This is a genomic window from Kitasatospora sp. NPDC090308 (genome assembly GCF_044769485.1).
GTDB classification, from domain to species: domain Bacteria; phylum Actinomycetota; class Actinomycetes; order Streptomycetales; family Streptomycetaceae; genus Kitasatospora; species Kitasatospora fiedleri.
Map to the genome: position 1 here is coordinate 373,855 of NZ_JBIVXY010000006.1, position 25,629 is coordinate 399,483.

Sequence of the window (25,629 nt, forward strand, 5' to 3'; positions counted from 1 at the left end):
ACGACCGAACAATCGGTAGGGAGCCCCCATCACCCCGGAGGTGCCCGAGATGACCGTCCTGGACCACAGGAAGCAGGCCGCCCGAGCCGGAGCGGCCGACCCGGCCGACGTGCCCGGCTGGCGGCCCGGCGCCACCGCGCCCCGCACCGACCCCGCCCCGCTGCTGCCCGACGCCGAGCCGTACCGGGTGCTGGGCACCCCCGCCGCCGAGGCGGCCGACCCCGGACTGCTGCGCGAGCTGTACCGGCGGCTGGTGGCCGGCCGCCGCTACAACCAGCAGGCCACCACCCTCACCAAGCAGGGCCGGCTCGCCGTCTACCCGGCCTCCACCGGCCAGGAGGCCTGCCAGGTGGCCGCCGCGCTCGCGCTGCGCCCCGCGGACTGGCTGTTCCCCTCCTACCGGGACACCCTGGCCGTGGTCGCCCGCGGCGTCGACCCGCTGGAGGCGCTCACCCTGCTGCGCGGCGACGCGCACACCGGCTACGACCCGCGCGCCACCCGCACCGCCCCGCTCTGCACCCCGCTGGCCACCCAGGTCCCGCACGCCGTCGGCCTGGCGCACGCCGCCCGGCTGGCCGGCGACGACACGGTGGCGCTCGCCCTGCTCGGCGACGGCGGCACCAGCGAGGGCGACTTCCACGAGGGCCTGAACTTCGCGGCCGTGCTGCACGCCCCCGTGGTGTTCCTGGTGCAGAACAACGGCTACGCGATCTCCGTCCCGCTGACCCGGCAGTCCGCCGCCCCGACCCTGGCCCACAAGGCGGTCGGCTACGGGATGCCCGGCCGGCTGGTCGACGGCAACGACGCGCTCGCCGTGCACCAGGTGCTCACCGAGGCCGTCGAGCGGGCCCGCACCGGCGGCGGCCCGACCCTGGTGGAGGCGCTCACCTACCGGGTCGAGGCGCACACCAACGCCGACGACGCCACCCGCTACCGGTCGGCCGAGGAGGTCGACGCCTGGCAGGCGCACGACCCGGTCCGGCTGCTGGAGGACGCCCTGCGCGGGCGCGGCCTGCTGGACGGGGAACTGGTCGCCGACGCCGCCGAGCGGGCCGAGCAGCTGGCCGCCCGGATGCGCACCGAGTTCCACGCCGACCCCGAGCTCGACCCGATGTCGCTGTTCGCGCACGTCTACGCCGAACCCACCCAGCAACTGCGCGAGCAGGCCGCCCGGCTGGCCGCCGAACTCGCCGCGGAGGCCGAGGTGCACGGCCGATGAGCACCGCCACCCGCGAGCAGTCCGGCCTGCGCACCGGCACCATGGCGCAGGCCCTCAACCTCGCGCTGCGCGACGCGCTGCGCGCCGACGACACCGTGCACGTGCTCGGCGAGGACGTCGGCGCGCTCGGCGGCGTCTTCCGGATCACCGACGGCCTGACCGCCGAGTTCGGCCCCGACCGCTGCCTGGACACCCCGCTGGCCGAGGCGGGCATCCTCGGCACCGCCGTCGGCATGGCCATGTACGGGCTGCGCCCGGTGGTCGAGATGCAGTTCGACGCCTTCGCCTACCCGGCGCTGGAGCAGCTGTTCTCGCACGTCGCCAAGATGCGCAACCGCACCGCCGGGAAGCTCCCGCTGCCGATCACCGTCCGCATCCCGTACGGCGGCGGCATCGGCGGCGTCGAGCACCACAGCGACGCCTCCGAGGCGTACTACGCCGCCACGCCCGGCCTGCACGTGGTCACCCCCGGCACCGTCGCCGACGCGTACGGGCTGCTGCGGGCCGCGATCGCCTCGGACGACCCGGTGGTGTTCCTGGAGCCCAAGCGGCTCTACTGGGGCAAGGACGGGTGGGACCCGGCGGCGGCCGTCGAACCGATCGGGAAGGCCGTGCTGCGCCGCCCCGGCAGCTCCGCGGTGCTGGTCACCTACGGGCCCTCGCTGCCGGTCTGCCTGGAGGCCGCCGAGGCGGCGAAGGCCGAGGGGTGGGACCTGGCGGTGCTCGACCTGCGCTCGCTGGTGCCGTTCGACGAGGCCACCGCCTGCGAGGTGGTCCGCTCGCTGGGCCGGGCCGTGGTGGTGCACGAGTCGGCGGGCTTCGGCGGGGCCGGGGCGGAGATCGCCGCCCGGCTGACCGAGAAGTGCTTCCACCACCTGGCCGCGCCGGTGCTGCGGGTCACCGGCTTCGACGTCCCGTACCCGCCGCCGATGCTGGAGCACCACCACCTGCCCGGGGTGGACCGGATCCTGGACGCCGTCGCCCGGCTCCAATGGGAGGAGTGATGGCGGTGCCCGTGGTCCGCGAGTTCACGCTGCCCGACCTCGGTGAGGGGCTCACCGGGGCCGAGGTGGTGCGCTGGATGGTCGAGGTCGGCGAGGTGATCGCCGTCGACCAGCCGGTGGTGGAGGTGGAGACCGCCAAGGCGGTGGTCGAGGTGCCCTGCCCCTACGGCGGGGTGGTGACCGCGCGCTACGGCGAGGTCGGGCAGGAGGTGCCGGTCGGTGCGCCGCTGGTGACCGTCGCGGTGGCGCCCGCGCCCGGGGACGCCCCGGCCGCCGAGCCCGCGGTGGAGCGCCCGCTGGTCGGGTACGGGGTCGCCGAGGCCCGGCGGGCCGGACGGCGGCGGGTGCTGCCGGGGGCCGCGCCCGCGTCCGCTGTGGTGGTCGAGCCCGTTGCGGTGGTCGAGCCCGCTACGGCTCCGGCCCCGGTGGCGGCTCCGGCCGTGGTGGCGGTGATCTCGCCGCTGGTGCGCCGGATCGCCCGGGAGCACGGACTGGACCTGACCGAGGTGGCCGGGAGCGGGCCGGACGGGCTGGTCACCCGGCGGGACGTGGAGCGGGCGATCGGGGCGACCGCCGCGTCCGAGCCGGTCGCCGTTCCACGTGGAACCGACCCGGACGAGGAACTGGTGCCGCTGCGCGGGCTGCGCCGGGCGGTGGCCGAGAAGCTGACCCGCAGCCACCGGGAGATCCCGGCCGCGACCTGCTGGGTGGACGCGGACGCCACCGAACTGATGGCGCTGCGGGCCCAGTTGAACCAGGTGCCGGGCCCGAAGGTGAGCGTGCTGGCGCTGCTGGCCCGGATCTGCCTGGCCGGGCTGGAGCGCTTCCCCGAGCTGAACGCGAGCGTCGAGGGCGACTCGGTGCGCCGGTACCGGGCCGTGCACCTGGGGTTCGCGGCGCAGGGCCCGCGCGGCCTGCTGGTGCCGGTGGTCCGGGACGCCCGGCGGCTGGGCACCGAGCGGCTGTCCGAGGAGCTGGCCCGGCTGACCGGGGCGGCCCGGGAGGGCACCCTGGCCCCGGCGGAGCTGACCGGCGGGACGTTCACGCTGAACAACTACGGCGTGTTCGGGGTGGACGGCTCGACGCCGCTGCTCAACCACCCCGAGGCGGCGATGCTCGGGGTGGGGCGGATCGCCCCCAAGCCGTGGGTGCACCAGGGGGAGTTGGCGGTCCGCCAGGTCACCCAGCTCTCCTTCACCTTCGACCACCGGGTGTGCGACGGGGGCACGGCGGGCGGCTTCCTGCGGTTCGTCGCGGACTGCGTGGAGCGGCCGGGGACGCTGCTGCGGGTGCTGTGACCTGTCGGGGCGCGCGGTGACCTGCCGGGGCGCGCCGTGAACTTCGGGGGCGTGCGGTGGTGCGCGGTGGCGTGCCGTGGGGTCCGGCCGGGCTCCACGGGGGCGCCGCCCGGCGGGTGAGGGTAGCGGGTGGACGGCCCGGATGTCCGGGGTTCCCCGGATTCGTCGGATGAGCTGTGCGGTCGGTGTCACTGTGCTGGGGCGTCAGTACACAGGTCGATCGGAAGCGAAACGATTCTCTTGAGCGCTCGTCAGCTCGTCCGGGAGAGCAGGCCGTCGAAGGTGGAGGCCGGCCGGGGCACCGCGGCCGGTCCCGTGCCCTCCGGTGCCGAGCCCGCCGCCGCCCCGTCCGCCCCGTCCGCCCCGGCGGACGAACCTCCGACCGCCCCGGAGCAGCGGGAGCCGTCCGATCCGGCGGAGCAGCCCTCCGCCGGGTCGGGTCCGGCCCCGGCGCCCGGGCCGTTCCCGGCCGCGTTCCCGGCCGCCTCCGGGCTCCCGTTCCCGCTGGGGCCGGTGCAGCTGGGGGAGCCGGGGGAGCCGACCGCCGTCACGGGGCCGGCCGGGCTGACCCCGGTGCCGGCCGTGCCGGCGAAGCCGACCTGGGCGCCGACGGTGCCCGCACCGGTGCCCGCGGTGGTGCCGGTGCCGTCGGCGGCCGTCCCGGTGTCGTTCGAGCCGCTGTTCCGGCCGGCGCCGGCGCTGAACCGGGTCGGTCCGGACGACCGGTGGAGCCGGGCCTGGGGCGTGCCGGCAGCGGTCGAGCCGCCGCCCGCGCTGGAGCCGGCCGGGGCGGACGCGCCGCCGGTCCAGCCGCCGGGTCCCGAGGACCTGGTGCTGGTGCGGGCCTGTCTGGCCGCGGTGGCGCCGGACGCGGACCGGGCGATGGCGCACTTCCACGCGCTGCTGTTCCTGCGCCACCCGGAGCTGCGGGCGATGTTCCCGGCCGCGATGGACGAGCAGCGCGCCCGGCTGTTCCAGGCGCTGCGGCTCTGCGCGTCCCGGGCGGGCGACCCGGAGGAACTGCGCGGGTACCTGGGCCCGCTGGGGCGGCGGCACCGCACGTACGGGGCGCTGCCCCGACACTACGCCTCGGTGGCGGACTGCCTGGTGGCGGCGCTGGCCCGGTACGGCGGCAGCGGCTGGGACGAGCGGACCGAGGCGGCCTGGCGGCGGCTGCTGGCGCTGGTGGCCCGGCTGATGGCGGAGGGCGCCGACGAGGAGGCCCGCTCGGCCCCGCCGTGGTGGCAGGCCGAGGTGGTGGAGCACCGCCAGGCCACCCGGGACGTCGCGGTGCTGACGCTCCGTCCGGACCAGGCGTACCCGTTCCGGGCCGGGCAGTGGGCGGCGGTGGAGACGCCGTGGTGGCCGCGGGTGTGGCGGCCGTACTCGTTCGGCTCGGCGCCGCGGCCGGACGGGCTGCTGACGCTGCACGTGAAGGCGGTGCCGGCGGGCTGGGTGAGCAACGCGCTGGTGCACCGGGCGCGGCCGGGCGACGTGCTGCGGCTGGGGGCGGCGGAGGGCGCGATGACGGTGGACCACGCGGCGGGGGAGGACCTGCTGTGCCTGGGCGGCGGCACCGGGATCGGGCCGATCGCCGCGCTGGTCGAGGAGGTGGCCGAGCGGGGCGCGGCCGGGCGCCGGGTGGAGGTGTTCTACGGGGCGCGGCGGGCCGAGGAGCTGTACCGGCTGGAGGAGCTGCGCGAACTTGCCTCCGGGCACTCCTGGTTGACGGTGCGTCCGGTGGTGTCGGAGCAGCCGGTCGGGCCGGTCGGGGCGCTGGTCGGGGACCTGCCGGAGGCGGTGGCCCGGTACGCGCCCTGGCGCGGCTTCACGGCGTACCTGAGCGGCCCGGCGGCGATGGTGCGGTCCGGGGCGGCGGTGCTGCGGCGCTGCGGGGTGCCGGAGGGGCGGGTCCGGCACGACCTGGCGGCGCGGGAGGACCGACGGGGCGGGTGAGGCGGCGGTGGTTCAGCCGAGGTCGGGGGCGAGCAGGGCGCGGACGCCCTCGATGTTGGCGGCGAGGTAGGCGCGCAGGCTGGGCGGGACCACGTTGACCGAGGTGACGCCCTCGCGGGTGAACGGGACCCGGACGACCGCGTACTCGCCGTTGGGCCGCTCGACCTCGGGGCCGTGCCGGCGGGACTCGTCCAGCCCGGCGAGCCGGCAGACGAAGAAGTGCTGCACCTTGACGCCGTGCGGGTGCGCCGGGGTGCCGTCGTCGTGGTGCGACTGCGCCACCGTGTCGACGAAGGCGGGCACCACGTCGGTGACCTTGCCGCCCAACTCCTCGTCCACCTCGCGGTGCAGGGCGGCGACCACCGTCGGGTCGGTGGGCTCGACGCCGCCGCCGGGGGTGATCCAGTACGGGTGCGGGGAGCCGGGGCGGACCCGGCGGATCAGCACCAGCGAGGCGGGCGCGTGCGGGTCGTCCGGATCGACGTCCAGCAGGATCGCGCGGGCGGTGCGTTTGACGACAGGACGGACCGGGCCCGACATGGCTGCCACCTCCGGGGCGCGAGCGTTGTGCGGGAGTCTCCCGCGCGGCGGCGGGCGCGAAACTCGCACACGGGGACGAATCGGAGGGACCCGTTCCGCGGTCCGGGTGGAACGGCGTGTCCGGGGGCGTCGGGCGGCGGCGCGGGGCGCCCGCGCCGTGGATTTTCGATTCGCCGCCGACTACCACGCGGTCCACCGGGACGGCGAGGTGCGGATGGTCGACGTGGTCTCCGGCACCGGGCAGCCGCCGGACGAGGAGCTCGCCGCCATCCCCTCCACCACCGGGCACGAGAAAGCGGGCTGACCCCGGAACGGATTCCGGGGTCAGCCCGCGAGGGGGGAGCCGGCGGACGGCCGGCCCCCGGGCTCAGCTGTAGTAGCCGAAGACGTCGACGATGACGTCGGTGAAGCTCCACGAACCGTTCTTGATCATCACGCGGCCGTCCGGGCCGACCGGCACGGTGACCATGTTCGGCACGGTCTGGCCCGCCGACCAGTTCAGGTTCGAGGTGTCCGGCGCGCTCTGCCCGGAGGGGTAGAGGGTCAGGTGGCCGTCGACCCGCGGGTTGGTGACTGTCACGTTCAGCACCACGGCCTTGGCCTTGGCGAGTCGGCCGTCGCCGTCCAGGTTCAGGGCCCGGATCTCGTCGGCGCCGAACGGCCAGCTGTTGGTGCCCTGGCCGACCCGGCTGTCGAACAGGCGCTGCGGGGTGGTCGAGTGGAACGACGCGCCCCCGTTGGCGCCGAGGAAGCCGAAGACGTCCACGATCACCTGGGCGGAGCCCCAGGAGCCGTTGTTGACGCTGATCGAGCCGTCCGCGCCGAGCGGCACGATCACCTGGTTGGCGACCGTCCGGCCCGCCGTCCAGTTCAGGTTGGAGGTGCTCGGCAGGGTGGTGCCGGACGGGTAGGCGGTCAGGTGGCCGTCGGTCCGGGTGTCGGTCGCGGTCACGTTCAGCACCACGGCCTTCGTCCCGCTCGGGGCGCCGAGCTGACCGCTCGTCACGGTGCGGGTCGCGTAGGCCGCGAGCGCGCCGCCGGAGGAGCGGGTGTCCAGCGCCCGGGTCGGGCCGGAGGGCAGGTAGGTCGAGCCGCCCGCGGTGCCGTAGTAGCCCTGGACGTCGACGATCAGCTGGGCCTGGCCCCAGGCGCCGTTGTAGAAGCGGACCTTGCCGTCCGGGCCGACCGGCACGGTGACCAGGTTCGGCACCGTCCGGCCTGCGGTCCAGTTCAGGTTGGAGGTGCTCGGGCGGGCGCCGCCGGACGGGTAGACGGTCAGGTGGCCGTCGGTGGTGGGGTCGGTCACCGTGACGTTCAGCACCACCGAGGTGACGCCGTTCGCCGGGATGCCGGCGCTGCCCGCGATCTGCACCGCGGTCTCGCCGTAGGCGGCCAGCGGGGCGCCGCCGCGGGTGTCCAGCAGGCGGGTCGGGACGACGGCGTTGAACGCGCCGGCCGGGCTGCCCGGGAGCTTGGCGCACAGCTGCGCGAACAGCTTGTCGGCGCGCGGGGTGCCCAGGCCGGTGGCCAGGTCGTAGCCGGTGCCGGCCTGGTAGAGCGGGCCGGTGTAGCCGGAGGCGCTGACCACGTTGTTGCCGGTGACCGGGTCGTACAGGCCCGGCGTGCTGCCCAGCTTGTACAGCTGCGGGTTGAGGAAGCCCAGCGGCCCGGCGGCGGCGCACTTCGGGTCGGCGTTCGCGTGCGCGGTCATCGCCGCCCACAGCGGGGCGGAGAAGCTGGTGCCGCCCATCAGGTCCCAGTACAGGGTGGTGGAGTCGGCGTGGGTCAGGGTCAGGTAGCCCTGGTTCGGGTCCGCCAGCGCGGAGACGTCCGGCACCTGGCGGCAGGCCCGGCCGGCCGCGGCGTTGCAGAGGTTGGCGTAGCCCTGGCCGGAGAACCCGGACTGGTAGCCGGTGGCGCCGTCCACCGACCAGACGGCCGAGACGCCGCCGCCGCCGGCCCCGCCGCCCGGGGTGTTCCACACCGACTCGGTCGGGGTGTTGTACGGGTCGGAGACGCTGGTGCCGCCGACGGCGGTGAGGTACGGCTGCGAGGCCGGGAACGACACCGCCAGCCCCGACTGGGGGCGGCCGTGGTCGTCGGTGCAGCCGGTCGAGCCGGAGTCGCCGGAGGCGGCGAAGACCGACTGGCCCTGGGCGGCGGCCTGCTGGAGGATCAGGTTCTGCGCCTGCTCGGAGGCGGAGTCCACGTACGGCTCGCACAGGCCCCAGCTGATCGAGACCGTCTGGGCCCGGTTGTCGGTGACGATGCGGCGCAGGCCGGAGTTGAGCTCCCGGATGCTGGCGTCCGCGGGCTGGTAGACCAGCACGTCCGCGTTGGGGGCCAGGCCGATCACCGTCTCGATGTCGAGCGCGGTCTCCACGCCGACGTCCGCGCCGGGGGGCTGCGTGGGGCCGCCGTCGACCTTGACCCGGCTGACGTTGGTGCTGGTGCCCAGGCAGCTCTGGTACCCGGCGATCGCCCGGTCGTCGAACTCCTCCAGGGCCAGGATCGCCACGGTGGCGCCCGCGCCGCCGTTGCCGAACGCCTGCTGGTAGGTGTTGAGCGTCAGGGTGTCCGGGGTGTTGTAGTCGATCATCGGCCGCAGGCCGGCCTTGGTCAGCTGGTCCTTGATGCCGGAGCAGACGAAGGGCTGGCCGCCGACGTAGGACGGCTTGAGCTGCCGCTCGGTGGCGGGTGCCTGCCGGGGCTGCTCGATCACCCTGCCCGAGGGGCGGCTCATCGACACCGCGCCGGCCAGCGAGTTCAGGCCGGTGACGCCGAGCACCTTCGCGGCGGCCCGGCCGGAGACCTTGGGCGCCTCGGTGTTGCTGAAGGCGGCGCTGCCGTCGGCGAGCGCGTAGCCGGCGAAGTCGGTGGCGAACGCCTTGCGGGCCTGCGCCACGGTGGCCTCGACCGGGATGGTCAGGCCGTCGTCCTCGACCGCTCCGGGCCGCAGGCCGGCCGCAGTGAGCTCGGCGGTGACGGCGGCCACGTCGGCCGGGGCGGCCCCGAAGCGGCCGGCGAACTCGCCGGTCCGCAGGTACTGGTGGTAGAGCGGGGAGCCCGGGGTGGAGACGGCGGTGACGAAGTCCTCCAGCGCGCCGGGGTCGCGCGGGCGCAGGGTCACGCCGAGGTCCAGCACGGTGCTGTCGGCCGGGGCGGCGGTGCGGGTGGCGCCGCCGGGGACGGTCGGCACGCGGCCGATCCGCTGGTCGGGCTGGGGGCTCGCGGCGTGGGCGGCGGTCGGTGCGACCAGGCCCAGGACCACCGACGCGGCGGCGGCGCCCGCCAGGGCGCGGCGTATCCGCCCGCGGGGAGGGGCAGTTGGCATGCGGTTCTCTCCAGTGCCATTCGTCCGGCGGTCGCGTGCGCGGCCGCCATGCAGTGGCGGACCGGTCGCACGGCCGGGTGTCGAGGCAGCACGGAGGTCGTGAAGGCAGCGGAGAGGACGGCGTGGACGCCGTGGAACCCCCCGAAGCTCGCGCCCCGGGCGACGGGGCGGTCAGCTCACCGGCGGACAGTTATACCAGTCGGGAACGGACGTTCGGCAACGGGGTTTCCTCCTGGGGCGGCCCGGTGCCGGTGGGCCGCCCGCGGGGTGTTCAGTCGTCGTTGAGCGCCAGGCTGAGGCCCCAGGACACCAGGCTGATGATCAGCGCGCCGAGCAGCGCGGACCAGAAGCCCTCGACGTGGAAGTCCAGGCTCAGCTTGTCCGAGGCCCAGGAGGTCAGCCAGAGCATCAGGGCGTTGATCACGAAGGTGATCAACCCCAGGGTGAGGAAGAACAGCGGTAGCGAGAACAGCTTCACCAGCGGCTTGATCAGGAAGTTGATCACGCCGAAGACCAGCGCCACCGCGACCACGGTGAGTGTCTTGTGCTGCCAGTCGTCCCCCGAGAGCGTGATCCCGGTGACGATCCAGGCGGCGACCCAGATGGCCACCGCGTTGATGAGCGTTTTGATCACGAAATTCTTCATGCTGCGGATGGTGGCAGGCCCGGACGGCCGGGCGGAAGCTCCCCGCGCCGGTGTTGTTGAATGGGGCCGGACCGGGAGAGGAGCCGAGCCCCGATGAAGCTGTTCCGGCTGGACGAACTCGACGCCGAGCGCGCCGGGAGCGACGGCGCGTACCTGCGCTTCCTGAAGCAGCCGACGATGTCCGCCGGCCTGTACGCGCTCTCCCCCGGCGACACCGACCCGCAGACCCCGCACGCCCAGGACGAGATCTACCTGGTGGTCAGCGGCCGGGCCGAACTCACCGTCGGCCGGGAGACCGCCACGGTCGGGCGCGGCAGCGTGGTGTTCGTCCCCGCCGGGACGGAGCACCGTTTCCACCACATCACCGAGGAACTGCGGGTGCTGGTGGTCTTCTCCCCGCCGGAGGACTGACCGTCCGGCCGGAGGACCGACCGCAGCACCGCGCCGTTCCGGGAGGAGGACCACCCGTGAAGCTCACCGACGAACTGTGGACGGCCGCCGAGCCGACCTACCGCCGGATACTCGACCACCCCTTCCTGCTCGGCCTCGCCGACGGCACCCTCCCGCGCGCCGCGTTCCGCCACTTCGTCGTCCAGGACGCCCACTACCTGCGCGACTACGCCCGGGCGCTGGCCGTCTGCGCCGCCAAGGCCCCCGGCGACGACCAGGTGCTGGCCTTCGCCCACGACGCGGTCGGCGCGATCGCCGCCGAGCAGGACATGCACGGCGAGTTCATGGGCGCGCTGGGCGGACCGGACGTCGACGACGAACCGGTGCTGCCCACCACCCGGGCCTACACCAGCTACCTGCTGGCCACCGTCTACGGCGGTTCCTTCGCCGAGGCGCTCGGCGCCGTGCTGCCCTGCTACTGGATCTACGCCCGGGTCGGCGAGGAGCTGGCCCGCCGCTCCTCGCCCGAACCGCTCTACGCCAAGTGGATCGCCGCGTACGGCGACGAGGAGTTCCAGACCGTGGTGCGCCGCGTCCTGGACCTCACCGACCGGATCGGCGAGGAGCTCTCCGCGGCCGAACGGCGGCGCGTGGTCGGGCACTTCACCACCACCTCGCGCTACGAGTGGATGTTCTGGGACGCCGCCTGGCGCGGCGAGACCTGGCCGGTCTGAGGGTTCTCCCCGGCGGGGAGTCAGGGAAGGATCTCCGGGTTCTCTCCGGGCCGTCGCCCCTCGATTTCGGATCTCCGCGCCGCCTACGATCGAAGTGTCGAGATCGAGGGAGCGGGAACGCAGCCGGAAACACCGGCACCGACCCCGAGGGGAGAAGGTACGGACATGGCCGAGTTCTGGAAGTCGCTGCCCTCGTGGGTGCGCAACATCGTGGTCCCGATCCTGCTGCTGGTGATCGCCTGGAAGGTCTTCTGGACCATCGTGGGCGTGGTGGCCGGCATCGTCGGCTTCGCCATCAACGTGCTGGTGCTGGTCGGCATCGCCGCGGCCGTGGTGATCCTGATCAAGAAGGCCGCCCGGAACTAGCCTCCCGGCCCGCCGGCCCCCTGGCCCGCCGGCCGGTGGGGCGGTCAGCCGGTGGGGCGGTCAGCCGGTGAGGCGGGAGAGGTAGTCGTCGAGGTCCCGGCCCGGGGCGAAGCCCCGGGACCGGGACTTCCGCGTGTCCAGCACCACGCGGTGCGCGAGCTGGTCCAGCGCGTAGCGCGTCACCTGCGGGCGGCGGCCGACCGCGAGCGCCGCCAGCCGGGGCGGGACGTGCAGCAGCCGGGCCCGGCGGCCGTGGGCCGCGAGCACCCGGCGCAGCGCGGCGTCCCGCCGGTACGGGGCGCGGTCGGCGACGTTGTACGCCCCCGGCGGCCAGTCGGCGGCGGCCAGGCACGCCGCGGCGAGGTTCTCCACCGCGGTCAGGCTCAGCTCGACGTCCCCGCCCGGCAGCGGCAGCACCCCGTACCGGACGGCGGCCAGCAGTCGCGGCACCAGGTGCGGGTCCCCCGGCCCGTACACCGCGCGCGGGCGCAGCACGACGGCGCCGGCGGCGAGCGCCAGGGCGTCCGCGCGGGCCTTCGTCCGCCCGTACGCGTTCAGGTGGCCGGCGGCGGTGGGGTGCTCCTCGGTGACCAGCGACCGGTCGGGGCGGGGGTCGTAGACGCTGGCGCTGCTCACGAACACGAAGGGCGTCCCGGCGGCGGCCTCCAGCAGACGCCGGGTGGCCCGCACGTTGACGGCGTACTGGTCCCGTTCGGCGGGGGAGCCCGGCGGGTGGTCGCCGACGGCCGCCGCGCAGTGCACCACCAGGTCCGCCGCGCGCAGTTCGGGCGGGGCGGCGGTGTCCGCGGCGGCGTCCCAGCGGACGTGCGCGCCGTGCCGGGCGGGGCGGCGGCCGAGGGCCAGCACCCGGTGGCCCCGGGCGGTGGCGAGGGCGGCGAGGTGCGCGCCGCAGAAGCCGGTGGCGCCGGTGAGGGCGAGGGTCAACGGGGGCACGGCGGTCCTTCGCTGGCGGGCGGGATGGCGGGCGTTGGCATGTCGGCGGGATGGCGGGTCGTCAGTTGCGCGGCGGGGCGGCGGGGCGGTGGCGCGGGTGCGCAGGGCGTGCGGGCGGGGTGGCGCGTCGGGCGCGGGCGAGGGTCAACGGGGGCGCGGCGGGCCGATGACGCAGGTGCGGTAGGAGGGCAGGGCGCTGCCGGGGTGCGGGGAGGTGCGCAGGGCGTGCGGGCGGTGCGGGGCCAGGGTGCCCAGCAGGGTGGCGAGTTGGGCGCGGGCGAGGGCGGCGCCGGGGCAGGTGTGCGGGCCGAGGCCGAAGGGTGCCAGGGCGGCGTGCGGGTGGGTGGGGGTGTCGTGCTGGGCCTCGGCGGCGTGCCGGGCGACCAGCAGCAGGCGGTCGCCGCGGCGGACGCGGTGGCCGAGCACGGTGGCGTCGGCGGCCGCGGCGCGCGGGAGGACCGGGGACGCGGCGGTGCGGCGGAGCAGTTCGGCGGCCAGCGCCGGGGCGTCGTCGCGGGCCAGGTCCCAGAGCCGCTCGCGGGCGCACCAGGCGACGGCGCGCGGCAGGGCGGCGAGGGTGGTGTTGACCGCGGCGACGGCGAGCATCGCGTCGCGCGGGTCGGGCAGCAGCCCGCTCAACCGGTCGGCGGCCGTGCGGGCCCGGCGGGCGCCGCCCGGGCGGGGCAGCAGGGCGGGCAGGTGCGCGCGGGCGGTGGCGGCCGCGGCCCGCTCCGCGGCGAGCGCCAGCCGCACCGGCGGGGCGTCGCTGCCGGTGAGCGCCGCGGCGGTGGCGCCGGCCAGTTCGCGGACGGCGGGGACGAGGTCGACGGGCCGGTCGAGGCCGCCGAGGTGCCGGTCCAGGACCCGCTCCCAGACCGGGCGCAGCGCGGCCACCCCGGCCGGGCCCAGCAGGGCCGTCAACTCCCGCCGGGCGGTGCGGTGTTCGGCCCCCTGCTGGTCGAAGAGCAGGCTTCCGCCGGTGAGCCGGGCGGCGGTGCCGCCGGTGGTCCGCTCGGCCGTCCGGTCGAGCGGGACGCGGGTGAGGACCTCGCGGTAGGCGTCCGGGTGGTGGACCAGCACGGTGCGGCCGAGCCGGAGCACCGGCCGGTGCCGGGTCGCGGCGAGCAGCGCGAACAGCAGGGGGTGGCTGCGCAGGTAGACCGTGCGGTCGGCGCGCCGGGCGGCGGTCAACTGGCCCTCCGGGGTGGGGTGTCGGCGGTGCGGCGGGCGGCGGGCGGCGGTGCCGGTGTCGGCGGGGGCGGGCGGGTCCGGCGGGGTCAGCGCGTCCGCCCGGCCGGGTGGTCGGCGAGGCGGCGGGCGCACTGGCGGGCGGCCGCCGCGCGGTCGGGTTTGCGGGAGCGGCCGGTCAGCGGGACGGGGCCGAGCAGCAGGGCGTCGGGGCGGGCGGTGCCCATCCGGGCGAGCGGGGCGTGCAGGGCGGCGCGCAGCCGCCGGGGGTCGGCGCCGGGACGGGGCTGGACCAGGGCGACCAGGCGCTCGTCGCCGTCCGGGCCGGGAACGCCGACCAGGACGGCGAGTTCGACGTCCGGCAGGTGCAGCGAGGGCTCGTACAGGCCCGGGTAGATGTTCTCGGCGCGGCGCAGCACCATGTCCTTGAGCCGGCCGGCCAGCACGATCCGACCGGCCGGGTCGAGGCGGGCCCGGTCGCCGGTGCGCACCCACGGGTCCGGGTCCTCGCCGAGGTAGCGGTCGCGGGCGGCCGGGGCGGCGAGCAGCAGTTCGCCGTCCGCGCCGAGCCGGGTGCGGACGCCCGGCAGCGGGTGGCCGAGCAGGTCGCCCGGGCCGTCGTGGGCGCTCTTGTCGCGCTCCTCGACCGCCGCGGCCGGGAACAGCTCGGTGAGCGCGTACACCCCCCACGCCTCGTCCGCCCCCGCCTCCTTGGCCCGGCGCAGCAGCGCGGCGTCGGCGGGCGCGGACCCGGTCCAGACCCGGCCGGTGAGCCTGGTCAGGGGACGCAGCCGGGGCGGCGTCAGGTAGGTCTCGTCCGGGGCGAGCCGGTCGATCTGGCGTTGCAGCACGGCGGTGCGGCGGGCCGGCAGCGCGACGACCGCGCCCGCGGCCAGCGCCGGGACCAGCACGAACGTCGTCCCGCCGAGCACCGTCCGGCCCGGACGGGGGCGCACCAGCGCGTCCACGGCCCGCATCCCGGCGGCGAGCGAGGCCCGCGAGTGCACCACCGCGCGCGGGGCGGACGTGGTGCCCGAGGTGAACACCACCACCGCGTCGCCGTCCCCCTCGTACGGGTCCGGGGCGGGCCCCGGGTGCCCGGCCAGCGACCGGGCGCACCACGGGTGCCGGGGACCGACGGTCGCCACCGGGCCGAGCGCCCCCAGCGGCGGCAGCTCCAGCCGGGCGCGGCGGGCCAGCGGACGGGCCCACCCGGCGACGGCCTGCGCGGCGGAGTCGGCCAGGATCAGCGCGGGCGGGGCCAGCGCCAGCCGCGCCCGCAGCACCTCCGGCCCGGCGCCCGGGTCCAGCACCGCGCTGCGCAGGCCCAGCCGGTGCGCGGCCAGCAGCACGGCGAGGGCCCGCGGCCCCGGGCGCACCGCCACCCCCAGGGTGTCCCCCGGCCGCAGGCCGTGCCCGTGGTGCAGCGCCGCGGCGTACCCGTCCGCGAGCGCGGCCAGCTCCGCGCACCGGGCGAGCACCCGGGGGCTGCCGCGGCGGGTGCTGGTGAGCAGCGCCGGGCGCGAGGCGCCTTCGCGCAGGGTGCGGGCGAGCTGGTCGAGCACGGGGACTCCTCTTCGCGGGCGGGCGGGCGGGTAGGCGGGCGGAAGGGGACAGACGGAAGGGGGACGGACGGGAGGGGGACGGACGGAAGGTCCGCGCCGGGGCCCGGGAACGGCGGGCTCGGGGCCGCCGGTGGGCTCCGGCGCGCAGCTGCTCGGACGACCCGCCGGTTCCCGGGCCCGCGACGCGGACCTCGCCGTCTCACCGGACGTCGACGTCGCGGTGGCCGGCGCCGCGTTCGAGGTACCAGCGGGCGGTGCCGCGCAGGCCGTAGGCGCGGATGCGGCGGGTGGAGTTCTGGACGACCATGTCGGGGCGGCGGACGATCGCGGTGCTGTGGCGGCGGATCCGGTTGATGAAGGCGCGGTCGGTAGGGGAGGGGCGGCGGGGCATGCCGCCGGTGGCGAGGTAGAGGTCGGCGGTGATGGCCATGTTGTTGCCGGCGTGCATGCGGTAGGGCGTGAGGTAGCCGTGGCGGCGGCGGTGGGCGGGGCGGATCCGGCCGAAGAGGGCGCCGAGGGCGACCAGGGCGCGGAAGACGGCCCGTCCGAGCGGTCCGTGTTCGTCGCGGCGGGCGGTGACGCGTCCGCAGACCAGCCCGCCGGAGGCCCGCATCCCGGCGCGGGCGGCGCCGGCCCAGCCGGGTTCGGGCAGGCAGTCGGCGTCGGTGCGGGCGAGCAGGGTCGCGCCGTGGTCGATGGCGTGGCGGAAGCCGGTGTCGACGGCGCAGCCGACGCCCTTCTCCGGTTCGACGAGCAGGTGGACGGGGAAGGGCGCGGTGCGGGCGAAGGCCCGCACCTGTTCGCCGGTGGTGTCGGTGGAGCCGTTGTCGACGACCAGCAGGGTGAAGTCGCGGTCGTGCTGGGCGGCGAGGGCGCGCAGGGCGCCGCCGATCCGGGCGGCCTCCTGGTAGGCGGGGACGATCACCCACAGCTCGGTCACGACTTCTCCCAGACCATCGTCATCAGGCTGACGCCGCCGCCCAGGCCGACCATCAGCACCCGGTCGCCGGTCTCCAACTCGGGCATGATGCGGTCGAGTTGGACGCCTATCGTGGCGGAGGCCAGGTTGCCGAGCTCGGGGACGGTGACGACCAGCCGGTCGGCGGGCACGCCGGTGAGCTCCACGAAGCGCTCCAGGTAGGGCAGGGTGACCTGGTGGACCAGGACCCGGGCGTAGGCGTCCCAGCCGAGGCCGGTGCGGGCGGCGACCCGGGTGAGGATGTCGGCGCCGATCCGCTCGAAGACGCCGCGCAGCTCCTTGCCGCCGCCGCGGAAGTAGCTCCACTCGTCGCCGCGCGGGTGGCGCGAGCCGCCGCCGGGGATGCCGCCGACCTGCCAGTGCTCGGAGGCGGTCTGGGTCTCCACGTCGAGGATGCCGCCGCGCTCGACGCGCTCCACCAGGACGGCGGCGCCGCCGTCGCCGAAGGTGTACCCGGCGAAGCCGTCGCGGAACTCGGCGAGGCCGGAGGGGTCGCGACGCATCGCCCGGCTCGGGGTCTCGCCGGTGACCACCAGGGCGCGCCGGGCGCGGCCGGCCAGGATCATCGCCCGGGCGGTGTCGATGCCGTTGAGGAAGCTGTTGCAGGCGTTGGAGACGTCCAGCGCGTGGGCGCGGGAGCCGAGTTCGGCCTGGACGAGGTGGGCGGTGGCGGGTTCGCAGACGTCCCGGGAGGCGGAGGCGAACAGCAGCAGGTCGAGGTCGGCGGGTTCCAGGCCGCGGGCGGCCAGTGCCCGGCGGGCCGCGCCGAGGGCGAGCGTGGAGGGGTGCTCGTCGGGCCCGGCGAAGCGGCGGGTGCGGATGCCGGTGGCCTTCTCGAACATGCCGTCGGGCAGCGGGAGGCGGGCGCCGGCCGCCACCTCGTCCTGCAACTGCCGTGAGGTCACGGTCCGTTGCGGGAGGTGGGAGCCGACGGCGGTGATTCCGACGCGGGGCAGCAGGTCCATGCTCCGATGCTGGCGCGGCGCGGTGGCCGGGGCGTGAGTACGGGTACTCAGCTGCTGCCCGGGATTGCGGAGACGATGCGGCCCGTACGGCGGTGGTGCCGCCGTACGGGCCGGGTGGTGGCGCGGGTGCGCCGTGGTGCGCCGTGGTGCGTCGTCGTGCCGGTGGTGCGCTGGTGGTGTGCCGGCGGTGCGGGTCAGTCGCCGCTGCCGGACTGGACCGGGATGACCTGGGTGGCCGGGGCGCGGTCCGCCGGGGCCGCCGGGTTCGCCGGGGTCTCTGCGGGGGCCGCCGGGGTCATCGTGGTGAGCAGCTGGCGGGCCAGGCCGAGGCCGGTGCCGCCCATGGTGAGCGCCTTGGCGAACATCTCGGACATGCCCTCGGCGCCGTTCAGCAGCACCATGTGCTCGACGTTGCCGAAGGCGTCCGCACCGGCCCGGACGATGGCGGGCCAGTTCTCGGCGAGCTGCTGGGCGACGACCGCCTCCTGGTTCTCGGCGAGCGCCGCGGCGCGGGCCTTGATGCCCTCGGCCTCGGCCAGGCCCTGGGCCCGGGTGGCCTCCGCCTCGGCGAGGCCCTTGGCCCGGGCGGCCTCCGCCTCGGCCAGGCCCTTCGCGGCCTCGGCGGCGGCCTGGGCCTCACCGGTGGCGCGGGTGGCCTCGGCGGCGGCCAGGCCGCGGGCCCGGGTGGCCTCCGCCTCGGCGGCGGCGGCGACCTTGACCCGGTTGGCCTCGGCCGCGGTCTTCAGGTCGGTCTCCCGGGAGAGCGCCTCGGCGGCGGAGATCCGGGCGTCGCGGTCGGCCTCGGCCTTGGTGCGGGTCTCGTACGCGCGGGCGTCGGCGGGCTTGCGGACGTCGGCCTGGAGCTGCTGCTCCTTGCGGTGCGCCTCCAGCTCGGCGACCTTGGTCTCCTGGACCACGACCTCCTGCCGGGCGGCGGCCTGGGCGAGCGGCCCGGCCTGGAGCGCGCGGGCCGCGGCGGTGTCCATCTCGGCCTGGTAACCGGCCTGCTGGATACCGGAGTTGCGCGTCGCCTCGGCCTTGCGGGCGAACGCCTCCTGCTCGGCCTCGGTGGCCCGGCGGTCGGCCTCGGCGGCCGCGATCCGGGCGTCGCGCTGGACGGCGGCGGCGTGCGGGGCGGCCAGGTTGGTGATGTAGCCGGTCGGGTCCAGGATCTCCTGGATCTGCAGCGAGTCGATGATCAGGCCGAGCTTCTCCATCTCGATGCCCGACGCGGAGCGGGTCTCCCCGGTGAGCCGCTCGCGGTCCCGGATCATGTCCTCGACGGTCAGGCCGCCGACGATGGAGCGCAGGTGGCCGGCGAACACGTTGTGCACCCGCTGGCCCATCATCTTCTGCTGGTCCAGGAAGCGGCGGGCGGCGTTGGCGATGGACACCGGGTCGTCGCCGACCTTGAAGATGACCACGCCCTTGACGTGCACCGGAATGCCCTGCGAGGTCACGCACTCGACGTCCAGCGCGGCCTCGTTGAGGTCCAGCGACAGCCGCCGGACCACCTGGACGCCGGGCAGCACGAAGGTGCCCCGTCCGGTGACCACGCGGAAGCCGAGGCCCTCGCCGTGCTTGGAACCCGAGATGACCAGCGCCTCGTTCGGCTCGGCGACCCGCCACATCATTTTGAAGAGCACGACCAGGACCAGCAGCCCTGCGACAACGGCTCCGACGATGCCGATCAGCATCGCGATCTCCCCCTTCGTGGCACACCGGTCCGTGGCTGCGCTGGGTGGTGCAGTTGTGGGCGCGGAACCCGGTGGCAGCCGCATTCTCCGCCTGCCGTGATCGCGGGGGAAGGGGCCGCGCCAGCGGGAGCGCCCACTGTCTCGAAACCGTTGCGCGGTGTTTGCCCGGCCTTGGTGAGGGGCCGTCAGTAGGGCTCGACGTACACCGTGCGCGGTGGCTGGTAATCGACCACGACCACCATGGTGCCCGGCTCCAGCGACTCGCCCGGCACCGCCCGGTACGCCAGGAACGCCTCGCTGCCCTGGCGTTCGGGAACGCGCACCATCACCTCGCCGACCAGGCCCGCGCCGATCCGTCCCGTCACCCGCCCCACCAGTCCGATCACCCCGGCGATTCTTCCACCCCGCGAGCGGCCCGGACAGGTCGGTGACCGGAGGCGCCCTGGACCCTCCGCGTCCGGTGCCCTACGGTGAGCAGCGGACGCGGGCGGCGAACGCCTGCGCGGAACGGGAGCTCGGAGCACCGGGCTGAGAGGGCGCTGACGGTACGCGGGCCCGCGTACCACCTGCTGCGCCGACCGCAGGAACCTGACCGGGTAATGCCGGCGTAGGGAGTGGAAGGTCGCATGACCACCTTGAGCGAGCACACGTCCGTCCAGCAGCCGGCCGCCACCGGGTACCCGACCCCGGCCTGGCGCAAGGCGTACCACCAGGGCAGCCGCCCCGACCTGCGGGTCCCCTACCGCGAGGTCCACCTCACCGACGGGCGCACCGTCCCGCTGTACGACACCTCCGGGCCGTACACCGACCCGTCCCACCCCGCCGACGTCCGGCGCGGGCTGCCCGCGCTGCGCGACGCCTGGATCCGCCAGCGCGGCGACGTCGAGGAGTACGAGGGCCGCGAGGCCCGGCCCGAGGACGACGGGATCAGGCACACCGCCCCGCGCGGCGGCGACCTGCGCAACCTGGACGCCGTCTTCCCCGGCCGCCCGCGCCGCCCGCTGCGCGCCCGCGACGGCGTCGCCGTCACCCAACTCGCTTACGCCAAGCGCGGGTTGATCACCCCCGAGATGGAGTTCGTGGCGATCCGGGAGGGCCTGGAGCCGGAGTACGTCCGCGAGCGGGTGGCCGGCGGACGGGCCGTCATCCCGGTCAACGTGAACCACCCCGAGGTCGAACCGGCGATCATCGGCACCGACTTCCTGGTGAAGATCAACGCCAACATCGGCAACTCGGCGGTCACCTCCTCCATCGAGGAGGAGGTCGAGAAGATGACCTGGGCCACCCGCTGGGGCGCCGACACCGTCATGGACCTCTCCACCGGCCGCAACATCCACACCACCCGCGAGTGGATCCTGCGCAACTCCCCCGTCCCGATCGGCACCGTCCCGCTCTACCAGGCGCTGGAGAAGGTCGACGGCCGGGCCGAGGACCTCAGCTGGGAGGTCTACCGCGACACCGTGCTGGAGCAGTGCGAACAGGGCGTCGACTACATGACCGTGCACGCCGGCGTGCTGCTGCGGTACGTCCCGCTCACCGCCCGCCGCAAGACCGGCATCGTCTCGCGCGGCGGCTCGATCATGGCCGCCTGGTGCCTCGCGCACCACCGGGAGAACTTCCTCTACACCCACTTCGAGGAACTCTGCGACCTGCTGCGCGCCTACGACGTCACCTTCTCGCTCGGCGACGGCCTGCGCCCCGGCTCGATCGCCGACGCCAACGACGAGGCCCAGTTCGCCGAACTCACCACCCTCGGCGAACTCGGCCGGATCGCCCGGGCCAAGGACGTCCAGGTGATGATCGAGGGCCCCGGGCACGTCCCGATGCACAAGATCCGCGAGAACATGGACCTCCAGAAGGAGATCTGCGACGAGGCCCCGTTCTACACCCTCGGCCCGCTGACCACCGACGTCGCCCCCGGCTACGACCACATCACCTCCGGCATCGGCGCCGCGATGATCGCCTGGTGGGGCACCGCGATGCTCTGCTACGTCACCCCCAAGGAACACCTCGGCCTCCCCGACCGCGACGACGTCAAGACCGGCGTCATCACCTACAAGATCGCCGCCCACGCCGCCGACCTCGCCAAGGGCCACCCCGGCGCCCAGCTCTGGGACGACGCCCTCTCCGACGCCCGTTTCGAGTTCCGCTGGGAGGACCAGTTCAACCTGGCCCTCGACCCGGAGACCGCCCGCGCCTTCCACGACGAGACCCTCCCCGCCGAACCCGCCAAGACCGCGCACTTCTGCTCCATGTGCGGTCCCAAGTTCTGCTCCATGAAGATCAGCAAAAGCATCATGGACACCTACGGCGACGACATGGCCGTGACCAGCGACGATGAGGCCGAGGCGGGCATGAAGGCCAAGTCGGAAGAGTTCGCGGCCAACGGTAACCGGGTCTACCTCCCGCTGGCCGACTGACGGTCACCTCGGAACGGCGCCGCACCGGGAGACAGGAGGGGGTTTCCCGGCGCGGCGCTCTGCGTGTCGGCAAATGCACCATCATGGTCGGGTGCCGAACGCTGATAGTCAGCTGATCGCGCTGCTTCACAGGTTCGACGACCCGGAGTCGCTTGAGTTCCCACCCGACCATGACCACGTCGAGGCACGGGCCCGGTTCGACCGGTTGGTGGCCGTACTGGATGCCGCCTTCGCTACGCGATGCCTCGCCGACCGGGGAGTGCAGGACGCGAGTCTGCATGGCCGGGTGGAGGTGCCGGCCGACGCGACCGGGAGTTTTACGTCGACACCACCGAGGCGGTTGAGGCCGCCGCTTTGAGTGCCGAGGACTTGGTGGTGGTGGAACGGGCGCTCACCGAGCAGGGGTACAGGGTGCTGCCAGAACGCCGGCTCACCCGTCCGTACGATGGTGCGAGCAGGGGCACTGCTCTCGTCCTACGGGGAGGGCCGTCCCTGCGACTGGGTGGGTCCGCTTCTTCGACTACCCGTAGTGCACCAATGTGCTGGTTTCGGACTCGAGTCGTCGTCGATGAAGATCAGCAAAAGCATCACAGAGCTGTACGGCGACAAGTCCGTGAACACCGAGTACGACGCCGAGGCCCTGGCCGGTATGCGGGTCAAGTCCGAGGAGTTCGCGGCCCAGGGCAACCGGGTCTACCTCCCGCTGGCCGACTGACGCACCGCGTGCGAGAGCGGCCCCGAGGGTTTTCGCCGTCGGGGCCGCTCTCCGCGGTTCCGCTGCTCGGCCGCCGATGCCCGGGGAACGGTCCAGCGACTAACTGCATTTTGCAGACATCCGAGCTAGAATGCAGGCATGACAGTCCTCACGATCCGGGACGTCCCGGACGATCAGATCCAGACTCTGAAGGTTCGCGCGGCGCAGGCCGGCAAGTCGCTCCAGGCGTTCATGCAGGACCTGATCGCCAAGGAGACGTCCAAGCCCACGATGGCGGAGATGATGGACAGGCTGAACCGGGAGACCACTGCCACCGTCAGCACCGCCGATGTCCTCGCGGCGGTCGACGAGGGGCGAGCCGGGCGTTGATCGTCATTGACTGCTCCGCACTGGTCCTGGTCCTCACTGCCCACGGCCCCGACGGGCAGCTCGTCCGCAGCCGGGTGGCCGAGGCCGGGGACGTCTACGCACCCACTCTTCTCGACTACGAGATCCAGTCAGCTCTCCTCGGCATGAAACGTGGCGGCAAACTGACCGAGCAGGAGGCGGAGAGGGCGGTCTCCGCGTACCGGATGCTTCCCATCGCCCAGCGGGAAACACTGCCCTTCTGGGACCGGGTGAAGAACCTGCACGCGAACCTCAGCGCCTACGACTCCCAGTACGTCGCCTTGGCGGAGGCCCTGGGCGTACCGCTGATCACCAGTGACGCGAGGATCGAGCGCAGTGGTGTGGCCAGGTGTGAGATCGAGGTCTTCGCCTCGGTCCGCCCTTGACCGGACCGCCCTTGGCCGGCGCGGTGCTCCGGTCGGTGCCGGTGCCGGTGTCGGTCGTGGCTGGTCTACTTCCGGCTGACGGACGAGCGTGTGGGGGAGGAGACCCGTGGGTGTGCTGACCGACTACTTCCGCGCGGCCGATGCGGCTTCGGTCGTGCGAGCGCTGGAGTGCGCCGACGATCGCCTGCTCATCGGCGGCGGGGACCCGCACTTCGACGGGGTCGAGGCCAAGCGCCTGGACCCGGACCTCGTGCTGGGGGAGCTGATCGCCGCCGTCCGCCGAGTCCCCTGGACGGCCGGCCTGGTGGCCGATCGGCCGGTCTGGCCGACCACCCCGGTGCCCGGACCGGGTGGTCCGCAGGGCGAGGACGACCCCTGGGCCACGGGCCCGTGGGTGGTGGAACTCGACACCGCGGTCCGGGACACCCTGGCCGGGGTGAGTGACGCGGACGTGCCGGCGATCGTCGCCAGGTGGGTGCGGGCGGAGGAGCTCCACCCGGCCGACGTCGACGACATGCAGCCGCTGGCCGAGGAGTTGATCCGACTCGCCCGGCGCGCCCGCGCAGCCGGTGAGCAGCTCTACTGCTGGATCTGCCTGTAGGCGCCGGGAAGGTCGCACTCCGCTCCGGCCACCGCTCGAAGCCGACGCGCAGGACGGCGGCGGAGCCGGCGGTGTGGTGCGGACGCTTCATGGGGCTGGTTGTGGCAGCCGGGTCGTGCGTGCGGGACGAATCGGCTTGTACGGCAAGGGTGTTCGGTGTGAAGTGGCTGTCGCGGGCCGGGGGCGGCCGAGGTGGCGGCGGCCGTCGTGCCGGTCGTGCCTCCGGACGGTACCGATCGGTGCCGCCGTGCGCTGACCACCCACTAGCCTGGGCGACATGGCCACCCGTGCGCGCGCCCGTCTGCTCGACACCGCCGAGGCGCTGTTCTACGCCGAAAGCGTCCGGGCGGTCGGGGTGGAGCGGATCCTCGCCGAGTCCGGCGTCGGCCGGGCCTCCTTCTACCGGCACTTCACGGGGAAGGACGAGCTGGTCGTCGCCGTCCTCACCCGCCGCGACCGTGACTGGCGCGCGTGGCTGGCGGCCCGGGTCGCCGAGCTCGGGGGTCGGCCGCTCGACGTGTTCGACGCCCTGGCGGAGCGTTTCGCCCGGGCCGACTTCCGCGGGTGCGCCTTCATCAACGCCATCGTCGAGAGCGCCGATCCGGGCAGTTCCGCCCACCAGGTCGCCGTCGCGCACAAGGAGCGGGTCATCGGGTACGTCGCCGGGCTGCTCGGCGACGAGGGGTACCGGCCGGACGGGGCCGTCGGCCTGGCCCGGCGGCTGGTCCTGCTGATGGACGGCGCGATCGTCACCGCCCTGCGCGAGGGCACTCCCGCCCCCGCCGCCGAGGCCCGGGCGATCGCCGCCGCCCTGCTGGCCGCCGCCACCGCCGCAACGACCGCCGCCGCACCGACCGCCGCCGCACCGGCCGCACCGACCGCCGCCGCCACCGCCGCACCGACCGCCGCCGCCGCACCGACCGCCGCCGGGCTGGAAGATCCGTGCGCGGCACCCGCCGCTCGCGGGTGATCCGTGCGTCCTGGCCGGTCGGAGGCCCTCCGGGGCGAGGATGCGGGAGAACCGTCCGCTCCCCGTCCACCCAGGAGGCGTCCCCATGCCGGCCGACGTTCACCCCCCGCTCGACGAGCTGCGCCGCGCCGCCGCCGCGCTCCACCCCGAACTCGTCGACCTGCGGCGCGCCCTGCACCGCGACCCCGAGATCGGACTCCACCTGCCCCGCACCCGGGCCCGGATCCTCGCCGCCCTCGACGGCCTCCCGCTGGAGATCACCCTCGGCGAGCGGCTCTCCTCCGTCACCGCCGTCCTGCGCGGCGCCCGCCCCGGCCCCGCCGTGCTGCTGCGCGCCGACCTCGACGGCCTGCCGGTGCAGGAGAACACCGGCCTGCCGTACGCCTCGGAGAACCCCGGCGCGATGCACGCCTGCGGCCACGACCTGCACACCGCCGCGCTGATCGGCGCGGCGAGACTGCTCGCCGCCCGCCGCGAACAGCTGTCCGGCAGCGTGGTGTTCATGTTCCAGCCCGGCGAGGAGGGCGGTGGCGGCGCGGCCCTGATGGTCGAGGACGGCGTCCTGGACGCGGCCGGTGAGCGGGTCGTCGCCGCGTACGCCCTGCACGTCGGCGCCGCGCTGCTGCCGGCCGGCTACGTGGCCGGGCGGCCCGGCCCGATCATGGCCGCCTCCGACACCCTGCGGGTGGTGGTCCGCGGTCGCGGCGGCCACGGCTCCAGCCCGCACCTGGCCACCGACCCGGTGCCCGCCGCGTGCGAGGCCGTCCTGGCCCTGCAGACCATGGTCACCCGCCGTTTCGACGCCTTCGACCCGGTCGTGCTGACCGTCGGCACCTTCCACGCGGGCACCGCGGAGAACGTCATCCCCGACGAGGCCGCCTTCGGCGCCACCGTCCGCTCCTTCTCCACCGCGGCCCGCGAGCTGGTGCTCGCCGAGGCCGTCCGGGTGGTCCGCGGCATCGGCGAGGCGCACGGCTGCCGGGTCGACGCGGTGGTCGAGCACGGCTACCCGGTGACGGCCAACGACCCGGCGGAAGCCGCGTACGCGGAGCGGACCGTCCGTCAACTGCTGGGCGAACAGAGCTACTTCGAGATGCCGCGCCCGCTGGCCGGTTCCGAGGACTTCGGTGTCCTGGCCGAGCACGTCCCCGCCGCGTACGTCATGGTCGGCGCCTGCCCCGCGGACGCCGACCCGTTGACCGCCCCCTACAACCACTCCGCCGAGGCCCGCTTCGACGACGGCGTCCTGGGCGACGCGGCGGCCCTGCTGGCGGCACTGGCGCTCGGCAGGACGCGGTGAGACCGCCGGCGGTGC

The 25,629-nt window shown here is 75.1% G+C and carries 25 protein-coding genes and 1 riboswitch; of the genes, 15 read left to right on the forward strand and 10 right to left on the reverse strand.

All coding sequences use genetic code 11. The annotated features are described in order from the left end of the window. Positions 1-49 precede the first annotated feature (49 nt). The 4 genes from pdhA (at position 50) to ACIQVD_RS17640 (ending at position 5,477) form a co-directional block, all read left to right on the forward strand. Entirely contained in the window at positions 50-1,219 is a 1,170-nt protein-coding gene (gene pdhA, locus ACIQVD_RS17625; RefSeq protein WP_400692152.1) for a pyruvate dehydrogenase (acetyl-transferring) E1 component subunit alpha, read from the forward strand. After that, positions 1,216-2,223, forward strand: a complete 1,008-nt coding sequence (locus ACIQVD_RS17630) for an alpha-ketoacid dehydrogenase subunit beta (protein ID WP_282202006.1) — start codon at positions 1,216-1,218, stop codon at positions 2,221-2,223. Before pdhA ends, ACIQVD_RS17630 begins: the two co-directional genes overlap by 4 nt. A 5-nt stretch (positions 2,224-2,228) precedes the next feature. Further along, positions 2,229-3,521: a dihydrolipoamide acetyltransferase family protein gene (locus ACIQVD_RS17635; protein WP_402290090.1), complete on the forward strand. Its 1,293-nt coding sequence runs from the start codon at positions 2,229-2,231 to the stop codon at positions 3,519-3,521. A 240-nt stretch (positions 3,522-3,761) separates the two neighbouring features. Continuing rightward, positions 3,762-5,477 (forward strand): globin domain-containing protein, encoded by a 1,716-nt coding sequence (locus tag ACIQVD_RS17640; RefSeq protein WP_402290001.1) that lies wholly within the window; start codon positions 3,762-3,764, stop codon positions 5,475-5,477. A 12-nt stretch (positions 5,478-5,489) separates the two neighbouring features. Here ACIQVD_RS17640 and ACIQVD_RS17645 read toward each other — a convergent pair whose 3' ends face one another. Then, positions 5,490-6,017, reverse strand: coding sequence for an NUDIX domain-containing protein (locus ACIQVD_RS17645; protein ID WP_100837183.1), 528 nt, complete (start codon positions 6,015-6,017; stop codon positions 5,490-5,492). Positions 6,018-6,174: 157 nt separating this feature from the next. Here ACIQVD_RS17645 and ACIQVD_RS17650 point away from each other — a divergent pair, with 157 nt between their 5' ends. Beyond that, on the forward strand, positions 6,175-6,321 hold the full coding sequence (locus tag ACIQVD_RS17650) for a hypothetical protein (protein WP_400692163.1): 147 nt from the start codon (positions 6,175-6,177) through the stop codon (positions 6,319-6,321). A gap of 63 nt (positions 6,322-6,384) precedes the next feature. On the opposite strand, the gene ACIQVD_RS17655 is transcribed toward ACIQVD_RS17650, so the two are convergent. Then, positions 6,385-9,351: a protease pro-enzyme activation domain-containing protein gene (locus ACIQVD_RS17655; RefSeq protein WP_402290003.1), complete on the reverse strand. Its 2,967-nt coding sequence runs from the start codon at positions 9,349-9,351 to the stop codon at positions 6,385-6,387. Between the two features lie 271 nt (positions 9,352-9,622). Then, positions 9,623-9,997 carry a phage holin family protein gene (locus tag ACIQVD_RS17660; protein ID WP_100837181.1) on the reverse strand — a complete coding sequence of 125 codons (375 nt, stop codon included), beginning with the start codon at positions 9,995-9,997 and terminating at the stop codon, positions 9,623-9,625. Between the two features lie 93 nt (positions 9,998-10,090). Between ACIQVD_RS17660 and ACIQVD_RS17665 the strand changes: the two genes are divergently transcribed. The 3 genes from ACIQVD_RS17665 (at position 10,091) to ACIQVD_RS17675 (ending at position 11,487) form a co-directional block, all read left to right on the forward strand. After that, positions 10,091-10,408, forward strand: a complete 318-nt coding sequence (locus ACIQVD_RS17665) for a cupin domain-containing protein (protein ID WP_030463001.1) — start codon at positions 10,091-10,093, stop codon at positions 10,406-10,408. Positions 10,409-10,464: 56 nt separating this feature from the next. Beyond that, a complete protein-coding gene (gene tenA, locus ACIQVD_RS17670) occupies positions 10,465-11,121 on the forward strand; it encodes a thiaminase II (RefSeq protein WP_402290006.1) in 657 nt (218 codons plus the stop codon). Between the two features lie 165 nt (positions 11,122-11,286). Further along, positions 11,287-11,487 carry a hypothetical protein gene (locus ACIQVD_RS17675; RefSeq protein WP_400692174.1) on the forward strand — a complete coding sequence of 67 codons (201 nt, stop codon included), beginning with the start codon at positions 11,287-11,289 and terminating at the stop codon, positions 11,485-11,487. Positions 11,488-11,547: 60 nt separating this feature from the next. Here ACIQVD_RS17675 and ACIQVD_RS17680 read toward each other — a convergent pair whose 3' ends face one another. From ACIQVD_RS17680 to ACIQVD_RS17710, 7 genes are all read right to left on the reverse strand, one after another. Further along, positions 11,548-12,441 carry an NAD-dependent epimerase/dehydratase family protein gene (locus tag ACIQVD_RS17680; RefSeq protein WP_402290009.1) on the reverse strand — a complete coding sequence of 298 codons (894 nt, stop codon included), beginning with the start codon at positions 12,439-12,441 and terminating at the stop codon, positions 11,548-11,550. Between the two features lie 144 nt (positions 12,442-12,585). Then, entirely contained in the window at positions 12,586-13,764 is a 1,179-nt protein-coding gene (locus ACIQVD_RS17685) for a cytochrome P450 (protein WP_402290011.1), read from the reverse strand. After that, positions 13,719-15,194 (reverse strand): AMP-binding protein, encoded by a 1,476-nt coding sequence (locus ACIQVD_RS17690; RefSeq protein ID WP_400692182.1) that lies wholly within the window; start codon positions 15,192-15,194, stop codon positions 13,719-13,721. Before ACIQVD_RS17690 ends, ACIQVD_RS17685 begins: the two co-directional genes overlap by 46 nt. A gap of 199 nt (positions 15,195-15,393) precedes the next feature. Beyond that, positions 15,394-16,134: a glycosyltransferase family A protein gene (locus tag ACIQVD_RS17695; RefSeq protein ID WP_400692185.1), complete on the reverse strand. Its 741-nt coding sequence runs from the start codon at positions 16,132-16,134 to the stop codon at positions 15,394-15,396. Then, on the reverse strand, positions 16,131-17,138 hold the full coding sequence (locus ACIQVD_RS17700) for a ketoacyl-ACP synthase III (protein ID WP_100837175.1): 1,008 nt from the start codon (positions 17,136-17,138) through the stop codon (positions 16,131-16,133). The genes ACIQVD_RS17695 and ACIQVD_RS17700 overlap by 4 nt, the downstream gene beginning before the upstream one ends. 194 nt (positions 17,139-17,332) lie before the next feature. Next, on the reverse strand, positions 17,333-18,835 hold the full coding sequence (locus tag ACIQVD_RS17705) for an SPFH domain-containing protein (RefSeq protein ID WP_400692190.1): 1,503 nt from the start codon (positions 18,833-18,835) through the stop codon (positions 17,333-17,335). 185 nt (positions 18,836-19,020) lie between these two features. Then, entirely contained in the window at positions 19,021-19,221 is a 201-nt protein-coding gene (locus ACIQVD_RS17710) for a hypothetical protein (RefSeq protein ID WP_400692193.1), read from the reverse strand. A 111-nt stretch (positions 19,222-19,332) separates the two neighbouring features. Next, positions 19,333-19,466, forward strand: a riboswitch (TPP riboswitch). On the opposite strand from ACIQVD_RS17710, the gene thiC reads away from it, so the two are divergent. The 7 genes from thiC to ACIQVD_RS17745 all read left to right on the forward strand — a co-directional run bounded on the left by thiC (position 19,462) and on the right by ACIQVD_RS17745 (position 25,614). After that, positions 19,462-21,255, forward strand: a complete 1,794-nt coding sequence (gene thiC, locus ACIQVD_RS17715) for a phosphomethylpyrimidine synthase ThiC (RefSeq protein WP_402290016.1) — start codon at positions 19,462-19,464, stop codon at positions 21,253-21,255. (Overlaps the previous riboswitch by 5 nt.) A 568-nt stretch (positions 21,256-21,823) precedes the next feature. Beyond that, a complete protein-coding gene (locus ACIQVD_RS17720; protein WP_402290019.1) occupies positions 21,824-21,970 on the forward strand; it encodes a thiamine biosynthesis protein ThiC in 147 nt (48 codons plus the stop codon). A 138-nt stretch (positions 21,971-22,108) separates the two neighbouring features. Further along, positions 22,109-22,339 carry a FitA-like ribbon-helix-helix domain-containing protein gene (locus ACIQVD_RS17725; protein WP_402290021.1) on the forward strand — a complete coding sequence of 77 codons (231 nt, stop codon included), beginning with the start codon at positions 22,109-22,111 and terminating at the stop codon, positions 22,337-22,339. After that, on the forward strand, positions 22,336-22,743 hold the full coding sequence (locus ACIQVD_RS17730) for a type II toxin-antitoxin system VapC family toxin (protein WP_402290023.1): 408 nt from the start codon (positions 22,336-22,338) through the stop codon (positions 22,741-22,743). Before ACIQVD_RS17725 ends, ACIQVD_RS17730 begins: the two co-directional genes overlap by 4 nt. 106 nt (positions 22,744-22,849) lie before the next feature. Beyond that, the gene (locus tag ACIQVD_RS17735) at positions 22,850-23,344 is read left to right on the forward strand and encodes a hypothetical protein (protein WP_402290026.1); all 495 of its coding nucleotides are present in this window, start codon (positions 22,850-22,852) and stop codon (positions 23,342-23,344) included. 277 nt (positions 23,345-23,621) lie between these two features. Continuing rightward, positions 23,622-24,314: a TetR/AcrR family transcriptional regulator gene (locus tag ACIQVD_RS17740; protein ID WP_402290028.1), complete on the forward strand. Its 693-nt coding sequence runs from the start codon at positions 23,622-23,624 to the stop codon at positions 24,312-24,314. Between the two features lie 85 nt (positions 24,315-24,399). Next, positions 24,400-25,614 carry a M20 family metallopeptidase gene (locus tag ACIQVD_RS17745; protein WP_400692223.1) on the forward strand — a complete coding sequence of 405 codons (1,215 nt, stop codon included), beginning with the start codon at positions 24,400-24,402 and terminating at the stop codon, positions 25,612-25,614. Positions 25,615-25,629: the final 15 nt, after the last annotated feature.

Excerpts from the sequence above, each read along its gene's own strand:
- ACIQVD_RS17630 (WP_282202006.1), top strand. The coding sequence starts at position 1,216 with ATGAGCACCGCCACCCGCGAGCAGTCCGGCCTGCGCACCGGCACCATG.
- ACIQVD_RS17725 (WP_402290021.1), top strand. The coding sequence starts at position 22,109 with ATGACAGTCCTCACGATCCGGGACGTCCCGGACGATCAGATCCAGACT.
- pdhA (WP_400692152.1), top strand. The coding sequence starts at position 50 with ATGACCGTCCTGGACCACAGGAAGCAGGCCGCCCGAGCCGGAGCGGCC.
- ACIQVD_RS17740 (WP_402290028.1), top strand. The coding sequence starts at position 23,622 with ATGGCCACCCGTGCGCGCGCCCGTCTGCTCGACACCGCCGAGGCGCTG.
- ACIQVD_RS17705 (WP_400692190.1), bottom strand. The coding sequence starts at position 18,835 with ATGCTGATCGGCATCGTCGGAGCCGTTGTCGCAGGGCTGCTGGTCCTG.
- ACIQVD_RS17675 (WP_400692174.1), top strand. The coding sequence starts at position 11,287 with ATGGCCGAGTTCTGGAAGTCGCTGCCCTCGTGGGTGCGCAACATCGTG.
- ACIQVD_RS17645 (WP_100837183.1), bottom strand. The coding sequence starts at position 6,017 with ATGTCGGGCCCGGTCCGTCCTGTCGTCAAACGCACCGCCCGCGCGATC.
- ACIQVD_RS17745 (WP_400692223.1), top strand. The coding sequence starts at position 24,400 with ATGCCGGCCGACGTTCACCCCCCGCTCGACGAGCTGCGCCGCGCCGCC.
- ACIQVD_RS17660 (WP_100837181.1), bottom strand. The coding sequence starts at position 9,997 with ATGAAGAATTTCGTGATCAAAACGCTCATCAACGCGGTGGCCATCTGG.
- ACIQVD_RS17720 (WP_402290019.1), top strand. The coding sequence starts at position 21,824 with ATGAAGATCAGCAAAAGCATCACAGAGCTGTACGGCGACAAGTCCGTG.
- ACIQVD_RS17655 (WP_402290003.1), bottom strand. The coding sequence starts at position 9,351 with ATGCCAACTGCCCCTCCCCGCGGGCGGATACGCCGCGCCCTGGCGGGC.
- ACIQVD_RS17665 (WP_030463001.1), top strand. The coding sequence starts at position 10,091 with ATGAAGCTGTTCCGGCTGGACGAACTCGACGCCGAGCGCGCCGGGAGC.
- ACIQVD_RS17700 (WP_100837175.1), bottom strand. The coding sequence starts at position 17,138 with ATGGACCTGCTGCCCCGCGTCGGAATCACCGCCGTCGGCTCCCACCTC.
- thiC (WP_402290016.1), top strand. The coding sequence starts at position 19,462 with ATGACCACCTTGAGCGAGCACACGTCCGTCCAGCAGCCGGCCGCCACC.